This window comes from Comamonas koreensis, assembly GCF_014076495.1.
Classification (GTDB): domain Bacteria; phylum Pseudomonadota; class Gammaproteobacteria; order Burkholderiales; family Burkholderiaceae_C; genus Comamonas; species Comamonas squillarum.
Genome location: NZ_CP043575.1, coordinates 2239378 through 2255472, shown reverse-complemented (window position 1 = coordinate 2255472; position 16095 = coordinate 2239378). Strand labels below are relative to the sequence as shown.

The window sequence follows — 16095 nt, the reverse complement described above, 5'->3', positions numbered from 1 at the left end:
GGAAGGCGCGCCGCGCTATGGCGGATTGAGCCGCGAGAAGCCCGACTGGCGCGTGGCGACCTGGCGCGCAATGCGTGCGCGCACAAAGCTCTGAAAGCGCGCAGCCCCCAGCCGCCCCGCATTGGGTGCAAACGGCGGGCAGGCACAGCGCATCAAGGGCATCAAGGGCATCAAGGGCATGGGCCGCAGGCGTGGGTCACAGGCACGGGCAGTGGCCGCCGCCGCTCAGCCGCGAAAACCGTTGGTGATGGGGTAGCGCCAGTCGCGGCCAAAACCCCGGGCCGACAGGCGCGGGCCCACGGCGGCCTGGCGGCGCTTGTATTCGTTGATGCGGATCAGGCGCACCACCCGCTCCACATCGGCGCGGGGGTAGCCGGCAGCCACAATGCTGTCGATGTCGGCGTCCTGCTCCATATAGCGCGCGATGATCGCATCGAGCACTTCATAGGGCGGCAGGCTGTCCTGGTCCTTCTGGTCCGGGCGCAGCTCGGCACTGGGCGGGCGGGTAATGATGCGCTCCGGAATCGGGTTGCGGCCGGTTCCGTAGGGGTCATGGGCATTGCGCCAGCGCGCCAGCTCGAACACACGGGTCTTGGGCACATCGCGCAGCACCGCAAAGCCGCCGGCCATGTCGCCGTACAAGGTGCAGTAGCCAGTGGCCATCTCGCTCTTGTTGCCGGTGGTCAGCACAATGGAGCCAAACTTGTTGGACAGCGCCATCAGCAAGGTGCCCCGAATGCGGGCCTGCAGGTTTTCCTCGGTCGTGTCTTCGGCGCGGCCGGCAAAATCATGCGCCAGCGCGGCCTTGAAGGCTTCGAACTGCGGCGCAATCGAGATCTCCTCATAGGCCACGGACAGGCGCTCGGCCATCTCGCGCGCATCGATCCAGCTGATATCGGCCGTGTAGGGCGAAGGCATCATCACCGTGCGCACTTTGTCGGCCCCCAGGGCATCAACCGCAATGGCCAGCACCAGCGCCGAATCGATACCGCCCGACAAACCCAGCACCGCTCCGGGGAAACCGGTCTTGCCCAGGTAATCGCGCACCGCCACCACCAAGGCCTGCCACAGTTGCTGGTTGGTGTCGCCAGGCTGGGCGATGGGGCCGGACAGCTGCAGGCCCGTGGCCGTGGCCTCGACCTGCACGGTCAGCAGATGCGCGTCAAAACCCGGGGCGCGGGCGGCCACCTGGCCATCGGCATTGAGCGCAAACGAGTGGCCGTCAAACACCAGCTCATCCTGCCCACCCACCAGGTGTGCATAGACCAGCGGCAAGCCGGTCTCGCGCGTGCGCTCGGCCAGCAGGGCCTCGCGGTGGCCGGGCTTGTCCATCTGGAACGGCGAGGCATTGATGACGGCCAGCAGCTGCGCCCCGGCCGCCTTGGCCGCCCGCGCGGGCTGGCTGGCCCAGGCGTCTTCGCAGATCAGCAGGCCAATGCGGCTGCCCGCCACCTCGAACACACAGGTCTGCGTGCCTTCGACAAAGTAGCGGGTCTCGTCAAATTCACGGTAGTTGGGCAGCAGCTGCTTGCGGTAGCTGGCCAGCACCTGGCCGGCGCGCAGCACGCTGGCGGCGTTGTAGCAGCGGCCATGGGCCGCATGCTGCGCGGCCTGCGGGTGGCCCAGCACCACCGTCAGATCGGGCCACTGCCGGCTGGCCTCCAGCACCTGCGCCACGGCGGCATCGCAGGCCGCCAGGAACGAGGGGCGCTGGAACAGGTCCTCGGCGGCATAGCCGCAAATGCCCAGCTCGGGGGTCAGCAGCAGCTGGGTGCCCTGGGCCGCGGCCTGCGCCGCCGCATCAATGATCTTGCGGGCATTGCCCGGCATATCGCCCACAACAAAGTTCAGCTGGGCGCTTGCAATGGAAAAATGGGACATGGATGGTTCGATGGCAGTGAGCAGTGCACCAGGGCCACAAGGAGAGTGGGCAGGGCCCGTGCCTGGCGCAGCCAAAGAGTCTAGCCTACAAACCCCAAGGCCTGCGCAGCGGCACGCAAATCCCGCCAGTCCGGGTCCGCTGGCGCGCGGTTTGCGGGCAAAATCGGGCTTTTGCACCACCACCTGCAGCGTCCCATGAACTTTGGCAGCGACAACCAAGCCGGCGTCTCCCCCCGCATCCTGCAAACCCTGGTAGAGGCCGCCAGCGGCATCCAGTCCGCCTACGGCAACGACGAATGGAGCCAGCGCGCCGAGCAGATGCTGGGCGAGGCCTTTGGCGCGCCCGTCAAAGTGTTCTTCGTCACCACCGGCACAGCGGCCAATTGCCTGGCGCTGTCCACCATCGCCCAGCCCTGGAACGCCGTGGTCTGCCACCACATGGCTCATATCGCGGTCGATGAGAACAGCGCCCCGGCGCTCTTCACCGGCGGCGCCAGCCTGCTGCCGATGGCCACGGACAACGGCAAGATCAGCGCCGAGGACCTGGCCGCGTTTGTGGAGCGCACCCCCCACGACGCACCCCACAACATGGTGATCAGCGGCCTGAGCATCTCCCAGGTGACCGAGAACGGCCTGGTCTACCAGCCCCAAGAGATTGCCGCACTGGCCGCCCAGGCCCATGCACTGGGCCTGCGTCTGCACATGGATGGCGCGCGCCTGGCCAATGCCATCGCCGCGCTGCAGTGCCACCCGGGCGACATCACCTGGCGCGCGGGTGTCGATGTGCTGAGCCTGGGCGCCTCCAAGAACGGCGCGCTGATGGCTGAGGCGGTGGTGTTCTTCGACCAGGCGCTGGCCCAGAACTTCTCGCTGCGCATCAAGCGCAGCGGGCAGCTGGTCTCCAAAAGCCGCACCATCGGCGCGCAGTTCTGCGCCTGGCTGGAGGGCGGCCACTGGATGGAGCTGGCCCGCCATGCCAATGCGATGGCAGCCAAGCTGTCGGCCGCACTCGCCGCCACGCCTGGTGTACGCCTGAGCTGGCCCACCCAGGCCAATGAAGTGTTTGTGCGGATGCCCATTGCGCTCTATGAACATCTGCGCGCCCAGGGCGTGCGCTGCTCTGACTGGTACGCCAGCAGCCTGCCGGCAGGTACCCAGCTGCAGGCGGGCGAGGTGGTGGTGCGCTTTGTCGCGTCCTGGTCCAGCAGCGACGAAGAAATCGCCGCGCTGATGGACCTGGTGCACAGCCACCAGCGCCAAGCCGCATAACCTGCCCCGTGCAGCGGCGCAGCAGGCAGACCACAATCGGGCCATGACCTCGCTGCCCGCTGACCCCACGCCCGCACCCCACCCTGGCCCCAGCCTGGAGCTGCGCATCCTGCCCAGCATCGCCGAGTTCGATGCCCTCGCCTGGGATGGACTGCTGGCCTTGCAAGAGCGCCCCACCCCCTTCATGCGCCACGCCTATCTGCAGGCGCTGGAGGACAGCGGCAGCGCCACCGTGGAGAGCGGCTGGCAGCCTTGCCACCTGAGCCTGTGGCAGGGCGACGTGCTGGTGGGCGCTTGCCCTATGTACCTCAAAAGCCATTCCTATGGCGAGTACGTGTTTGACTTTGCCTGGGCGCGGGCCTATGCCGAGCATGGCCTGGACTACTTCCCCAAGGCGGTCATTGCCGTGCCCTTTACCCCGGTGCCCGGCAGCCGCCTGCTGGTGGCCGATGACAGCTTTCGCGCGCCGTTGCTGCATGCCGCCACCCAGTTTTGCGACCAGCAGCAGGTCTCGTCGCTGCACCTACTGTTTGGCGCTGCGCCCGATCTTCAGGCGGCGGATAACATTGCGCTGATGCAGCGCGAGAACGTGCAGTTCCACTGGCGCAACCGCGATGCGGCCGAGACCGGCGACGCCAGGCCCTACGCCGACTTCGATGATTTTCTGGCTGAGCTGCAGCAGGACAAGCGCAAGAAGATTCGCCAGGAGCGGCGCAAGGTGCAGGCCGCTGGCGTCACGTTCCGCCATGCCAGTGGAGCGCAGATCAGCGCAGCCGATTGGGACTTCTTCTACCAGTGCTATGAGCGCACCTATCTGGAGCATGGCAACGCGCCCTACCTGACCCCGGCGTTCTTTGCCGCGATGCGCACGCAGATGGCCGAGCACTGGCTGCTCTTTATCGCCGAGCGCGAGGGCCGCCCCATCGCCGCCAGCCTGATCGCGATCGATGCGCCGGGCACGGGGCCGCGCCACGCCTATGGCCGCTACTGGGGTGCGATGGAGCGGGTGGACTGCCTGCACTTTGAGGCCTGCTACTACCAGCCCATTGCATGGTGCATACGCCATGGCCTGCAGTGCTTTGAAGGCGGCGCGCAGGGCGAGCACAAGATGGCACGCGCCCTCATGCCGGTGCGCACCCCCAGCGCCCACTGGCTGGCCCATGCCGGCTTTGCCCAGGCGGTAGAGCGCTACCTGGCGCGCGAGTCCCAGGGCATGGCCGAGTACCAGCGTTCGCTGCAGGACCACAGCCCGCTCAAACACCGGCCATAAGCCCGGCCCCGGATGGTTGATCCCCTGCCCAAGTTGTAATTAATCTTGTCGGTGGTTGCGGCGCTGTGACCGCTGTCGGCGATACCGCACAACAAGCACGACTGCGCACTGACAGGCTCTGGCGTGGCCGCTGCGCACAATGGCTACACCTCAACCAAGCAAGGAGTGGCACCATGAACAAGGACCAAGTCGTAGGCAAGATCAAGGACCTCGCAGGCGAAGCACAGGCCGGTGTCGGCAAGGCCATCAACAGCCCCAGCCAGATCGCCAAGGGCAAGGCACTGGAGGCCGAAGGCGAAATCCAGAAAAAGGCCGGTGATGTGAAAGAGAGCTTGAAGGACGCCGCTGATGCGGCCAAGAAGCGCCTCTGAGCCTGATCGACCTCCGGGGTGTAACAGCGGCCTTGATGAACGTCACTAACACATACAAATTACCGACATTGAGGCACTCAATTTAAGGCAATATAAGCCTATTGATTCAACCGAACCCCTCCTTGGCCAGCATTCGTTGCTGGCATTTTTTTGCCCGCAGCAAAAGTGCAGGCAGCGCGAAGACCGCCTGCACGAACCGTGCAGAGATGCCAGATATGGACGCGGAAAAAGAGATCAGGCAGGAGCGAATCAGGCCGCTTGCGCTTGCACCGGCGCCAACGATGCCAAGGCACCCAGCAAGGCCCAGCCCAGCGGCCATTCGCCATGGCCCGATTCCACATTGATATGGCCGGCCGAAGGCACGCGCACAAAGGTGCTGCCCCAGCTTTTGGCATAGGCGCTGGCCATGCGGATCGGACAATAGGGGTCGTTGCTGCTGGCAGCCACAATGCTGGCAAAGGGCAGCGGGTTCGCGGGCACGGGTGTGAAGTCTTCAAACAGCGCGCGGCGCTCCGGATCGGCCGGTGCCACCAGCAAGGCCCCGGCAATGCTGCCGCGTTGCTGGTTGCCTAGTTGCTCGACCGCATGCACGCTGGTGATGCAGCCCAGCGAATGGGCCACCAGGATGACCGGGTGCGGCGCGGCCTCAATGGCCTCCTGCACACTGGCTACCCAGGGGCTGCGGTGCGGTTGCAACCAGTCCTCCTGCTCCACGCGCAAGGCGCCGGCAATCCGTTCAGCCCACAGGCTTTGCCAATGGCCGGGGCCGGAGTTGCGCCAGCCCGGCACGATCACCACCGAGACCGGCGCACCCGTCTCGGCTTCTCCACGCCACCCCGGCTGCACAGGCCGCTGGCCATTACGCTGTGCGACCACAATGGCCGCAGGGCGTGGCGGGGGGGAGGGATTGATCGTGACAAGACAGGCACCGGACATGCATGCATTGTCAAAGCAGGCCTTTAGATCAACAACGACTATTTTTTAGTATTGTTATTTCTAAAACTAATATCAAGCAGCGCCAGGCATTCAGGTCCCATCGGTTTGGCCAATGCGCTGCAACGGCAGGTTCTCGCCCATGAAGTCCAGAAACGCGCGCTGCGCTGGCGCCATATTGCGGCGCGAGACAAAGGCCGCATGCAAGATGCCTTCGGGGATGCTCCAGCCGGCCAGCAGCTCGACCAGGTCGCCATTGGCGACCTCATCGCGCACCATGGCCGCGGGCATCCAGCAGGCGCCAATGCCGTCGAGCACGGCATATTTCAGCGTCACCAGGTCATCGGCCACATAGCGAGCCTGGTGGTGGATGGTCACATGCTCGCCTTCGGGGCCCACCAGCTGCAAGGTGCTGTTGCCATCGGCACTGGTCAGCGACATCGTCGGGATCTTGCTGCCCAGGTCCTGCGGGGTCTGCGGCACGCCATGCACGGCCAGCAGCTCGGGGCTGGCCACCAGGCGCTGGCGCGTCATGCCCAGGCGTTTGACGACCAGGCTGCCGCTGTCATTGAGGTTGGCACGCACCCGCAGCGCCACATCAATGCCCTCTTCGATCAGGTTGATGGTGCGGTTGGTCACCAGCATCTCGATGCGCACCTTGGCATAGGTACGCAAAAAGGCCGGCAGCAGCTTGCCCACCGCGCCCTGGGCCAGGGTGACAGGGCAGGACACGCGCACCGTGCCCGAGGGCTCGCGCTGGGTCTGCTCCATCTCGGCCTGCGCATTCTGCGCCGCCTCGCGCGCTGTTTGCGCATGGCGCAAAAAGGTCTCACCGGCATCGGTCAACGACAGCCTTCGCGTCGTGCGCTGCAGCAGCCGCACGCCCAGCTGCGCCTCCAGATCGGCAATGCGGCGCGACAGGCGCGACTTGGGCACCCCCAGCGCGCGGCCCGCCGCAGCAAAGCCGCCGCGCTCGACCACTTCGGCAAAGTAGTACATGTCGTTGAGGTCGTATTTCATCGTGAGAGGCAGCGTTAGCGCGGTCTGCGCGGGCACAGGCGGCAAAAAAGTCTGCCCATCATAGTTCTAAAAATAGAACAATCCAACCCAATTCCAGCGCTCAATCGGGCCCGCCAGCAGTGACAGAATTCAGCCATTGGCAAAAATGCTGCGACTGCAGCAAAAGCCGTCACCTGATTGAAGGACTGACCATGAAACTGCTGCATATCGATTCGTCCATCCTGGGCGCCAACTCCGTCTCCCGCCAACTCAGCGCCGAAGCCGTCAAGGCCTGGGTTGCGGTGCATCCCAACACCCAGGTCGAGTACCTGGACCTGGCCGTCAACACCCCACCCCACCTGGGCGCTGACGCACTGGGCTTTCGCACCGGCCAGGAAGCCAAGACCGAAGCCGAGCGCGAGCAAAATGCGATCTCCGAGGCCCTCGTGAGCCAGCTGCTCGAAGCCGATGTGCTGGTCATCGGCGCGCCTTTGTACAACTTCAGCATCCCCACCCAGCTGCGCAGCTGGATTGACCGTGTGCTGCAAAGCGGCCGCACCTTCCGCTACACCGCCAACGGCCCAGAAGGCCTGGCCGGTGGCAAGAAGGTGATCGTGGTCGAATCGCGCGGCGGCATCTACTCGACCAGTGAAGGCGGCCGTGCGATGGAGCACCAGGAAACCTACCTGCAAACCATCTTCGGCTTTATCGGCATCACCGATGTGCACTTTGCCCGCGCCGAAGGCCTGGCCATGGGCCCTGAAGCCCGCGCCGCTGCCATCAGCAAGGCCCAAGCCGAGATCGCCCAGGCCGTGGCCACGCCGATGCAGCAGGCCGTCGCGGCCTGATTGCCGCGCACCTGAACAGCAGGAGGCCGGGAGCCCAACGCCCCCTCCGACTGCGGCCTGGCACCCACCACCCAGTGCCGAGCTTTATCGCCGATCTGAAGAAGAGCCTTCCGATCGGCTTTTTTGCGTCTGCATGACAAGGCAAGCCACTGAATCAGCCTATTGATGCGGCGACTGAAAAGTGCTCAACCCGTGGTTACAATCGGCCGCCTCTGCTGCGCTAAAACTGCCTCCCATGAGCCAACTCGGTATCGCCTTGCATGTCTGCGGGCTGTGGATTCTCTCTAGCCTGGACGCCAGCGGCAAGCTGCTGGTCCTGGCGGGGGTGCCGGTGCTGATGGTGGCCTGGTTCCGTTATGTCGGCCATGTGGTGCTGATGGGGGTGTTTGTGCTGCCCAAGCGGGGGCTGGGGCTGTTTCGCACGCAGTCGCTGTCGCGCCAGGTCCAGCGCTCGGTGCTGATGATTGCCACCACCTTGCTGTTCTTCCATGTGCTGAGCATGGTGCCACTGGCCGAGGGCACGGCGATGAACTTCATGGCGCCGCTGTTGGTGATGGGGCTGGCGCCCTGGCTGCTGGGCGAGCGCCCGGGTTGGCACCGCTGGGCGGGCGTGCTGCTGGGCTTTGTCGGCATGCTGGTGGTCATCCGCCCGGGCGGGCAGCTGTCCACCGAAGGGGCCATCTGGGGCGTGGTGACGGCCAGCACCTTTGCGCTGTTCCAGATCAGCACGCGCCGCGTGGCGGCAGACGACCCGCTCACCAGCAACCTCTACGGGGGCCTGTTTGGTGCACTGGTACTGAGCGCCTTGCTGCCCTTTTTCTGGAAGCAGCTCGATCTGACGGTGTGGCAATGGCTGCTGCTGGCCTCCACCGGCCTGTCCGGCTTTGTCGGTCACTGGCTGCAGATCACTGCCTACAGCAAGACCAGTGCGACCTTGCTGGCGCCGTTCAACTACCTGCAAATCGTCTCGGCCACCACCTTGGGCTGGTTGATTTTTGGCCAGTTGCCCGATGCGGCGACGGCTGCCGGCATGGCCTTGATCTGCTGCGCGGGCCTGGGTGTGGTGCTGGTGGAAGTGTGGCAACAGCGCCTGCGCCAGCGCCTGTCAGCCTAAAAAGCCAGCGGAAACAAGAGGGAAAGCGCGCAGAGCCTCTGCCCAATACCCCAGCATTTAAGACCAGCTTCACCATTGAAGAAGTACCCCTTCGTCATTCGCGCACACCGGGGAAACCCAAATATCAAATTGATAGCGATATATGCAAACCCAATGAGCATATAGCGCCTATTCCTTGCTGCTGCTCAGGTTGCAAAAACGGACAACTTGGATTGCCGCACGCCTGAGGGGCTCGGGTGACAATTAACAATTTGGCGGCAATGCTATACATTCGGTGATGACCGTCGCACAAGCGACAAAATTCATAATTCCAGTCACCGAGACGACATGCCATGGACGATCCAATCCTGACCCCCGAAGAGCGCGAAGCCATCAACACGGGGCGCTGGTTCAGCACCCTCTCGCCGACTTTGCGCCATGACATTCTGCGCTGTGCCTATGTCAAGCGTTTCAAGGATGGCGGGTTGATCTTCTCCCGTGGCGATGAGCCCGAAGAGTGGGTGTCCGTGGCCCGGGGCTCGGCCCGCGTGAGTTCGGCGTCGCTCACGGGCAAGCAGATCACCTTGACCTATGTCGAGCCAGGCACCTGGTTTGGCGATGTGGGCCTGTTCGATGACGACAGCCGCACCCATGATGTCTATGCCCATGGCGAGACCACGCTGGTCTGCGTCAGCAAGGCCGACTTCCAGCGCATCTTGCAGACGCATGTGGAGTTCTACCAGGCGCTGGCACGCATGCATGCGCGCCGCATCCGCAGCCTCTACGGCATGGTGGAAGACCTCAACACCTTGCCGCTGCGCGCGCGCCTGGCCAAGCAGCTGCTGCACCTCTCGCGCAGCTACGGCGTGCCCGGCAAGGAAAGCAGCGAAACCCGCATCGGCCTGCAACTGGCCCAAGAAGAGCTGGCCCAGTTGCTGGGCGCCTCGCGACAGCGGGTGAACCAGGAGCTCAAATCGATGGAGCGCGAGTCCTCCATCCGCATCGAGCCCTCGGGCCTGACGGTGCGTGACAGCAATGCGCTGCGCCGCATCGCCGCTTCCGAGTAAAAAGATGCGCATTCGCCCACCACCCGCACTGGCTGGTGGGCCTTGTACAGCACGGGCGCAACGCCCGGCTTAAAACACCCCGTAGCGGTAGGCCACATACAAAGCGGCCAGCACACCGACCACTGCCAAAATCCCCATGATGCGTCCCATAGCTCGCGCTCCCTGGTTGTATTGCTAAATTGCCTCAGCCTCGGCCCAGCGCCATCGCCACACCCCGGTTGGCCAGTGCGTCTGCGCGCTCATTGCCTGGGTCGCCGGCATGGCCCTTGACCCAGTGCCAGGTGATGCGGTGCTCGCCGCCATGCACCAGTGCATCGAGGCGCTGCCACAGATCGACATTCTTGACTGGCTCCTTGCTGGCCGTGCGCCAACCCTTGGCCTTCCAGCCAGAGATCCATTCAGTGATGCCTTTGCGAACGTACTGGCTGTCCAGATACAGCTGCACATCACAGGGGCGCTTCAAGGCTTCGAGCGCCTGGATCACCGCCATCAGCTCCATGCGGTTGTTGGTCGTGCCCAGCTCGCCACCAAACAGTTCCTTTTGCGCAGTGCCAGCGCTGAGCAAAGCGCCCCAGCCGCCAGGGCCAGGGTTGCCCTTGCAGGCACCGTCCGTATAAATCACCACTTGGTTCACACCCACTCCTTGGCACTTGCCGCGATTACAGAGGGCCACTATAAGCGCATTTGCTGGCTATTTTTGGGCCCCTGTGCGCGGCGGACTGCAGCCGCTTACGGCCGTGTCATTCCACACGGCGCTGCGTTTCGCTCAGCCGCTCACGGGCGGCCACCGCAGGGCGCGCCACGCCACTGGGCGCCGCTGCCTTCCACGGTGCGGCCAATTTGTGCACGCTGGGCACTTTTTTCACCGCCTCGGCAAAATACACGCCGCCCAGTACCGGCCAGGCCGTAGGCCCGACCCTGTCCATCCATTCCCAGCGGCGCAGCCAGGCATCGCTGCGCATCGCAGGGCGAAAGCAGCCAAAGCTGGCGCTTTGCAGCTCCAGCCCCAGTAGCTTGAGCCAGTCGCGCAAACGCCCGTAGCCGATCAGGTTGTGGTCATCGGGCATCGGCGGGAGCTTTTGCAGTCCCGGAATGCGGCGGCTCCAGGTGTGCATGCCCCAGAGGCTGGCCGGGTTGATGCCGCTGATCAGCACCCGGCCTTCGGGCACCAGCACACGGGCCACCTCGCGCAGCACCGCATGGGGGTCGGCGCTCAGCTCCAAGGTATGGGGCAGCAGCACCAGGTCCAGGGTATCGGGGCCAAAGGGCAGTGCATGGGCATCACACAGCAAGCTCGCGGTGACAGGCTCTGTCCGCGTTGCGGGCAGACCCGGCTCGCTTTGTAAAGGCAGTGCAAAGCTCTGTACATCTGCCAGGCGGCTTTGTTGCCACTGCGCGGCCTGCTCGGTCGAGTCGAGCGCGAGCCAACGATGGGGCGTGCGATTGTTGCGCAGCCCCTGCAGCGGGAAAAGCCCGATCTGCAGGCTATGGAAGCCAAAAATATCGGCCACGGCATCGTCGTAACATGTTTGCTCCCAAGACAGCATGTAGCTGCCCAGCGGCGTCTGCCACCAATTTTGCGTGCCTATAATTTGGTCATTCATGCATCTGTTACCTCTGCCCGCTTTCAACGACAACTACATCTGGCTGCTGCACGACGGACAGCGCGCGCTGGTCGTCGACCCAGGCCAGGCTGCGCCCGCGCTGGACGCGCTGCGCCGCCTGGGTCTGCAGCTGCAAGCCATTGTAGTGACCCACCACCATGGCGACCATACCGGCGGCGTGGCCGAGCTGCGCGAGGCCACTGGCGCTCGTGTGTACGGCCCGGCCACCGAGGACATTCCCCAGCCTTGCCAGCCCATGCAGGGCGGCAACACGCTGGAGCTGCTGGGCCTGCAGTGGCAGGTGATCGATGTGCCCGGCCATACCGCCGGGCATATCGCTTATTACTGCGCCGATGTGGCCGGGCAGCCGGTGCTGTTCTGTGGCGATACCTTGTTCTCAGGCGGCTGCGGCCGCCTTTTTGAAGGCACACCCGCGCAGATGCATGCATCGCTGTCGGCGCTCGCTGCGCTGCCCGCCCAAACGCGGGTCTGCGCCGCCCATGAGTACACGCTGTCCAACCTGCGCTTTGCGCAGGCGGTGGAGCCCGACAACCCGGACATCGCCCGCTACCTGGCGCACTGCGAGCAGCTGCGTGAGCGCGGCGCGCCCACCTTGCCCGCGCAACTTGGCAACGAGCTGCGCATCAACCCTTTCCTGCGCTGCAGCCTGGCCACCGTGGCCCGCGCTGCGCAGCAGTTTGATCCCTCCACCCCTGGCAGCGACCCGGTCGCCGTTTTTGCCGCGCTGCGTCGCTGGAAGAACCAATTCTGATGAAGTATCTGTACCTGTGGAGCCTCAGCGCCCTGCTCGCCCTGACTGGCTGCGCCACGACCGAGACCGGCGGCCCGCCCACCGCAGCAGGCGATGCACCGAAGATCAGCTCGGTACCGCACACCCCCAACTACCCCAGCGGCCCCTTGAGCCCCATCAATGCGGCCAGCCTGCAGGGCAATGGCGCCGTCACCAGCTTGGCCGTGCCCGATGATCTCTGGGACCGCATCCGCCGGGGCTTTGCGATGCCCGATCTGGAAAACGACCTGGTGGGCAACCAGGAGCAGTGGTATTCCAGCCGCCCCGATTACATACAGCGCATGACCCAGCGCTCCTCCAAGTACATGTTCCACATCGTCGAGGAGCTCGAGCGCCGGGGCATGCCCACCGAGCTGGCCCTGCTGCCCTACATCGAGAGCGCCTACAACCCGCAGGCGGTCTCCAGCGCCAAGGCGGCCGGTATGTGGCAGTTCATGCCCGCCACCGGCACCTATTTCGACCTCAAGCAGAACATGTTCCGCGACGACCGGCGCGACGTGCTGGCCTCGACCCGCGCGGCGCTGGACTACCTGCAAAAGCTCTACAACATGTTTGGCGACTGGCACCTGGCACTGGCCGCCTACAACTGGGGCGAAGGCAGCGTGGGCCGCGCCATTGCACGCAACCAAAAGCAGGGCCTGGGCGGCGCCTACACCGACCTGAGCATGCCCGATGAGACGCGCAACTACGTGCCCAAGCTGCAGGCGGTCAAGAACATCATTGCCCACCCCGAGCGCTTCCAGGCCGAGCTGCCGCTCATCGAGAACCACCCCTACTTCCAGGCCGTGACCCTGGACCGTGACATCGACACCGCCCAGGTAGCCGAGATGGCCGGCGTCACGATGGATGAGTTGAAGTCGCTCAACCCCTCGTTCAACCGCCCGGTGATCTTCAAGGCCGGCACGCCCCAGGTGCTGCTGCCCTGGGACAACGCCAATGTGTTCCGCCGCAACCTGCAGGCCCATGAAAAAGGCCAGTACGCGAGCTGGACGGTCTGGACCGTGCCCAGCACCATGACCGTGGCCACGGCCGCTGGCATGGTCGGCATGAGCGAGAACGACCTGCGCGCGGTCAACAATATTCCGCCGCGCATGATGGTCAAGGGCGGCTCGTCGCTGATGGTGCCGCGCTCGGCCGCTGTCAAGCAGGATGTCTCCAGCCACCTGGCCGACAACGCCCACATCGCGCTGACCCCGGAAGTGGTCACCCGCCGCACCACCGTCAAAGCCCGCAAGGGCGACACCGTCGCGCGCGTGGCCCAGCGCTACCGCGTCACCGCCGCACAGGTGGCCGACTGGAACGATATCGGCGTCAAGAGCGCCTTCAAGGTGGGCCACCAGGTCGTTCTGTACATGCCTGTGCGCGTAGGCGCAGCACCCGCCCCCAGCGGCGGCCATGCAGCCCGTGGCAGCCGCAGCAGCAACGCCAAAAAGCCCGCCGTGCGCCAGACGGCCACCAAGAAGGCCCCGTCCAAGCGCAGCACCAGCACCACGAAGAAAAAGCGCTGAGGCAGCCCGCGCCACGCCAGCAAAAGACGCTCCCCGGAGCGTCTTTTTTTATGCGCACAGACTTTGCGGACAAAGGCCTCGCACTATGCTGGGCGCAACACAGAGGAGATGGCATGCGCGAAGGATTGGAAAAACTGCTGACCAAGGGGCAAGACAGCGCGGTGCTGCGCTTTGGCCTGGGCCAGGCCTGCTTGAAGGAAGAGGACTATGCGGCCGCCGCGCTGCACCTGGCGCAGGCCGTCGCCCAGAATCCGCAGTACTCGGCCGCCTGGAAGCTGCTGGGCAAGGCCCAGCTGGAATCGGGCGTGCCCGATGCCCGCATGCAAGCGCAGGCGAGCTGGCAGCAAGGCCTGCAGGTGGCGGAGCAGCAGGGTGACACGCAGACCGTCAAGGAGCTCACGGTGTTCTTGAAACGCCTGCAAAAAGCCGCTGAATAAGCAGCCTTAGCGGTGGCGATCACCGATAAAAAAACGGCAAGGCCGCCAAGGCGCTTGCCGTTTCTTTGTTTTACCTTGCTTGCACCCTGCCAGGTGCCGAAGGTCAGTTGTCCAGTTTGGGATCCAATGCATCGCGCAGGCCATCGCCCAGCAGGTTGAAGGCCAGCACGGTCACAAAGATCGCCAGGCTCGGGAACAGCGCCACATGCGGGGCATTGAGCATGTCGCTGCGCGCCTCGTTCAGCATCGCGCCCCACTCCGGCGTCGGCGGCTGCGCGCCCATGCCCAGAAAGGACAGGCTGGCGGCCGTGATGATCGAGGTGCCGATACGCATCGTCAGGTAGACGACCACCGACGAGACGGTGCCCGGCAGCAGGTGGCGCAGCATGATGACCCGGTCGGGCGCGCCGATGGAGCGCACCGCCTCGATATAGGTCTGCTGCTTGAGCGCCAGCACATTGCCGCGCACCAGGCGGGCAAAAGCGGGCACGCTGAACACGGCGACGGCCATGATCACATTGATCATGCCGTTGCCCAGGATGGCAACGATACCGATGGCCAGCAAGATGCCGGGGAAAGCGAACAGCACGTCGGACATGCGCATCACGCAGCGGTCCCACCAACCTTCGTAATAGCCGGCCAGCAACCCCAGGATGGCACCGATCACCGCGCCGATGGCGACCGACACAAAACCCGCCGCCAGCGAGATGCGCGCGCCCACCAGGATGCGGCTGAAGATGTCGCGGCCCAGCGAATCGACACCAAACCAATGCTTGGCCGTGGGGGGCGAATTCAGCGCGTCGTAGTCGAAGAAGTTCTCGGCATCGTAGGGCACGATCCAGGGCGCCAGGACGGCCACCAGCACCAGTGCGATGATGAAGACGCCAGCAAACAAGGCCAGCTTCTGGCGTTTGAACTTGCGCCAGAACTCGGCCATCGGCGTGCGCATGCGCGTCGATGCGGCCAGGTTGGCAGGCAGGGACGGCGCAGCAGCGCCGGCGGTAGAGACCGTGTGGGCCGCCGCCACAGCGCGGTCGGCAGATTCAGGAGCGTTCGGAGTAGTCATGGCCAAAGCACCTGCTTAGCGGTAACGGATGGTGGGGTTGATCCAGGCATAAAGCAGGTCGACCACCAGATTGATCAGGATGAATTCCAGCGAGAACAGCAGCACCAGGGCCTGGATGATGGGGTAGTCGCGCATCTCGACGGCGTCGACCAGCAAGCGGCCCATGCCAGGCCAGTTGAACACCACCTCGACAACGATGGAGCCGCCCAGCAAAAAGCCGAACTGCAGGCCCATCATGGTCACCACCGGAATCATCGCATTGCGCAGGCCATGCTTGATGACGACCACGGTCTCCTTCAAGCCCTTGGCACGCGCGGTGCGCACATAGTCCTCTTTGAGGATGTCGATGAAGGAGCTGCGGGTAAAGCGCGCCATCACGGCCGCCACGGCTGCGCCCAGGGTCAGCGACGGCAGCACATAGTGCTTCCAGCTGTCCGCACCCACGGTGGGCAGCCAACCGAGCTTGACCGAGAAATACTGCATCAGCAGCATGCCCAGCGCAAACGACGGGAACGAGATGCCCGACACCGCCAGGGTCATGCCCAGCCGGTCAGGCCACTGGTTGCGCCAGACGGCCGAGACAATGCCCAAAAACATGCCCAGCACCACCGACCAGGCCATGGCCATCACGGTGAGCCAGAAGGTCGGGCCAAAGCGCTCGGCAATCTCTTGCGAGACCGGGCGCTTGGTCCGGATGGATTTTCCAAAATCGCCCTGCAACGCATTGCTGAAGAAACGCACGAACTGCTGGTGCAGGGGCAGGTCCAGCCCCAGGTCCTTGCGGACCAGTTCGATCGTCTCCGGGCCGGCTTCGGGGCCAGCAGCCAGGCGCGCGGGGTCACCGGGCAGCATGTGCACGAAACCGAACACCAGCACCGCCACGATGAGCAGTGTCGGTATCAGCCCGAGCAAGCGTTTGAGCAGGTAGCGATACATGG

The 16095-nt window shown here is 64.6% G+C and carries 17 protein-coding genes; 9 read left to right on the top strand and 8 right to left on the bottom strand.

What is annotated here, in order from left to right; translation table 11 throughout:
- Window positions 1–15: 15 nt before the first annotated feature.
- Both F0Q04_RS10070 and F0Q04_RS10065 read right to left on the bottom strand, forming a co-directional pair.
- Window positions 16–180, bottom strand: a complete 165-nt coding sequence (locus F0Q04_RS10070; RefSeq protein ID WP_182345319.1) for a hypothetical protein — start codon at window positions 178–180, stop codon at window positions 16–18.
- 45 nt (window positions 181–225) lie between these two features.
- A complete protein-coding gene (locus F0Q04_RS10065; RefSeq protein WP_116925026.1) occupies window positions 226–1881 on the bottom strand; it encodes an NAD+ synthase in 1656 nt (551 codons plus the stop codon).
- Window positions 1882–2076: 195 nt separating this feature from the next.
- Here F0Q04_RS10065 and F0Q04_RS10060 point away from each other — a divergent pair, with 195 nt between their 5' ends.
- From F0Q04_RS10060 to F0Q04_RS10050, 3 genes are all read left to right on the top strand, one after another.
- Complete coding sequence (locus F0Q04_RS10060) at window positions 2077–3150, top strand: threonine aldolase family protein (RefSeq protein WP_116925025.1); 1074 nt, start codon at window positions 2077–2079, stop codon at window positions 3148–3150.
- 43 nt (window positions 3151–3193) lie between these two features.
- Window positions 3194–4420, top strand: a complete 1227-nt coding sequence (locus tag F0Q04_RS10055; RefSeq protein WP_116925024.1) for a GNAT family N-acetyltransferase — start codon at window positions 3194–3196, stop codon at window positions 4418–4420.
- A 173-nt stretch (window positions 4421–4593) separates the two neighbouring features.
- Window positions 4594–4791: a CsbD family protein gene (locus F0Q04_RS10050; protein ID WP_021025136.1), complete on the top strand. Its 198-nt coding sequence runs from the start codon at window positions 4594–4596 to the stop codon at window positions 4789–4791.
- A 249-nt stretch (window positions 4792–5040) separates the two neighbouring features.
- On the opposite strand, the gene F0Q04_RS10045 is transcribed toward F0Q04_RS10050, so the two are convergent.
- Entirely contained in the window at window positions 5041–5727 is a 687-nt protein-coding gene (locus F0Q04_RS10045; RefSeq protein WP_182345318.1) for an RBBP9/YdeN family alpha/beta hydrolase, read from the bottom strand.
- A 90-nt stretch (window positions 5728–5817) separates the two neighbouring features.
- The gene (locus F0Q04_RS10040) at window positions 5818–6744 is read right to left on the bottom strand and encodes a LysR family transcriptional regulator (protein ID WP_021025134.1); all 927 of its coding nucleotides are present in this window, start codon (window positions 6742–6744) and stop codon (window positions 5818–5820) included.
- Window positions 6745–6935: 191 nt separating this feature from the next.
- Here F0Q04_RS10040 and F0Q04_RS10035 point away from each other — a divergent pair, with 191 nt between their 5' ends.
- The 3 genes from F0Q04_RS10035 (at window position 6936) to F0Q04_RS10025 (ending at window position 9731) form a co-directional block, all read left to right on the top strand.
- Window positions 6936–7571 carry an FMN-dependent NADH-azoreductase gene (locus F0Q04_RS10035; RefSeq protein WP_116925022.1) on the top strand — a complete coding sequence of 212 codons (636 nt, stop codon included), beginning with the start codon at window positions 6936–6938 and terminating at the stop codon, window positions 7569–7571.
- Between the two features lie 235 nt (window positions 7572–7806).
- Window positions 7807–8685 carry a DMT family transporter gene (locus F0Q04_RS10030; RefSeq protein ID WP_116925021.1) on the top strand — a complete coding sequence of 293 codons (879 nt, stop codon included), beginning with the start codon at window positions 7807–7809 and terminating at the stop codon, window positions 8683–8685.
- Between the two features lie 332 nt (window positions 8686–9017).
- Entirely contained in the window at window positions 9018–9731 is a 714-nt protein-coding gene (locus F0Q04_RS10025) for a Crp/Fnr family transcriptional regulator (protein ID WP_021025131.1), read from the top strand.
- A 184-nt stretch (window positions 9732–9915) separates the two neighbouring features.
- Here the strand turns inward: F0Q04_RS10025 and rnhA are convergent, their stop codons facing one another.
- Window positions 9916–10365 carry a ribonuclease HI gene (gene rnhA, locus F0Q04_RS10020; protein ID WP_116925247.1) on the bottom strand — a complete coding sequence of 150 codons (450 nt, stop codon included), beginning with the start codon at window positions 10363–10365 and terminating at the stop codon, window positions 9916–9918.
- Between the two features lie 106 nt (window positions 10366–10471).
- Entirely contained in the window at window positions 10472–11335 is an 864-nt protein-coding gene (locus tag F0Q04_RS10015) for a class I SAM-dependent methyltransferase (protein WP_182345317.1), read from the bottom strand.
- Between F0Q04_RS10015 and gloB the strand changes: the two genes are divergently transcribed.
- From gloB to F0Q04_RS10000, 3 genes are all read left to right on the top strand, one after another.
- A complete protein-coding gene (gloB, locus tag F0Q04_RS10010; protein WP_116925019.1) occupies window positions 11334–12107 on the top strand; it encodes a hydroxyacylglutathione hydrolase in 774 nt (257 codons plus the stop codon). The two genes, F0Q04_RS10015 and gloB, sit on opposite strands and share 2 nt — an antisense overlap.
- Complete coding sequence (locus F0Q04_RS10005; protein ID WP_116925018.1) at window positions 12107–13654, top strand: transglycosylase SLT domain-containing protein; 1548 nt, start codon at window positions 12107–12109, stop codon at window positions 13652–13654. Before gloB ends, F0Q04_RS10005 begins: the two co-directional genes overlap by 1 nt.
- A 113-nt stretch (window positions 13655–13767) precedes the next feature.
- Entirely contained in the window at window positions 13768–14091 is a 324-nt protein-coding gene (locus F0Q04_RS10000; RefSeq protein WP_182345316.1) for a tetratricopeptide repeat protein, read from the top strand.
- A 103-nt stretch (window positions 14092–14194) separates the two neighbouring features.
- Here the strand turns inward: F0Q04_RS10000 and gsiD are convergent, their stop codons facing one another.
- Together gsiD and gsiC are read right to left on the bottom strand one after the other, a co-directional pair.
- The gene (gene gsiD, locus F0Q04_RS09995) at window positions 14195–15157 is read right to left on the bottom strand and encodes a glutathione ABC transporter permease GsiD (RefSeq protein ID WP_182345315.1); all 963 of its coding nucleotides are present in this window, start codon (window positions 15155–15157) and stop codon (window positions 14195–14197) included.
- 15 nt (window positions 15158–15172) lie between these two features.
- On the bottom strand, window positions 15173–16093 hold the full coding sequence (gene gsiC / locus F0Q04_RS09990) for a glutathione ABC transporter permease GsiC (protein WP_116925015.1): 921 nt from the start codon (window positions 16091–16093) through the stop codon (window positions 15173–15175).
- Window positions 16094–16095: the final 2 nt, after the last annotated feature.

Bases quoted from the DNA above. Each gene is read 5' to 3' on its own strand.
- F0Q04_RS10070 (WP_182345319.1), bottom strand. From the start codon at position 180: ATGCCCTTGATGCCCTTGATGCCCTTGATGCGCTGTGCCTGCCCGCCG.
- F0Q04_RS10065 (WP_116925026.1), bottom strand. From the start codon at position 1,881: ATGTCCCATTTTTCCATTGCAAGCGCCCAGCTGAACTTTGTTGTGGGC.
- F0Q04_RS10060 (WP_116925025.1), top strand. From the start codon at position 2,077: ATGAACTTTGGCAGCGACAACCAAGCCGGCGTCTCCCCCCGCATCCTG.
- F0Q04_RS10055 (WP_116925024.1), top strand. From the start codon at position 3,194: ATGACCTCGCTGCCCGCTGACCCCACGCCCGCACCCCACCCTGGCCCC.
- F0Q04_RS10050 (WP_021025136.1), top strand. From the start codon at position 4,594: ATGAACAAGGACCAAGTCGTAGGCAAGATCAAGGACCTCGCAGGCGAA.
- F0Q04_RS10045 (WP_182345318.1), bottom strand. From the start codon at position 5,727: ATGTCCGGTGCCTGTCTTGTCACGATCAATCCCTCCCCCCCGCCACGC.
- F0Q04_RS10040 (WP_021025134.1), bottom strand. From the start codon at position 6,744: ATGAAATACGACCTCAACGACATGTACTACTTTGCCGAAGTGGTCGAG.
- F0Q04_RS10035 (WP_116925022.1), top strand. From the start codon at position 6,936: ATGAAACTGCTGCATATCGATTCGTCCATCCTGGGCGCCAACTCCGTC.
- F0Q04_RS10030 (WP_116925021.1), top strand. From the start codon at position 7,807: ATGAGCCAACTCGGTATCGCCTTGCATGTCTGCGGGCTGTGGATTCTC.
- F0Q04_RS10025 (WP_021025131.1), top strand. From the start codon at position 9,018: ATGGACGATCCAATCCTGACCCCCGAAGAGCGCGAAGCCATCAACACG.
- gloB (WP_116925019.1), top strand. From the start codon at position 11,334: ATGCATCTGTTACCTCTGCCCGCTTTCAACGACAACTACATCTGGCTG.
- F0Q04_RS10015 (WP_182345317.1), bottom strand. From the start codon at position 11,335: ATGAATGACCAAATTATAGGCACGCAAAATTGGTGGCAGACGCCGCTG.
- F0Q04_RS10005 (WP_116925018.1), top strand. From the start codon at position 12,107: ATGAAGTATCTGTACCTGTGGAGCCTCAGCGCCCTGCTCGCCCTGACT.
- F0Q04_RS10000 (WP_182345316.1), top strand. From the start codon at position 13,768: ATGCGCGAAGGATTGGAAAAACTGCTGACCAAGGGGCAAGACAGCGCG.
- gsiD (WP_182345315.1), bottom strand. From the start codon at position 15,157: ATGACTACTCCGAACGCTCCTGAATCTGCCGACCGCGCTGTGGCGGCG.
- gsiC (WP_116925015.1), bottom strand. From the start codon at position 16,093: ATGTATCGCTACCTGCTCAAACGCTTGCTCGGGCTGATACCGACACTG.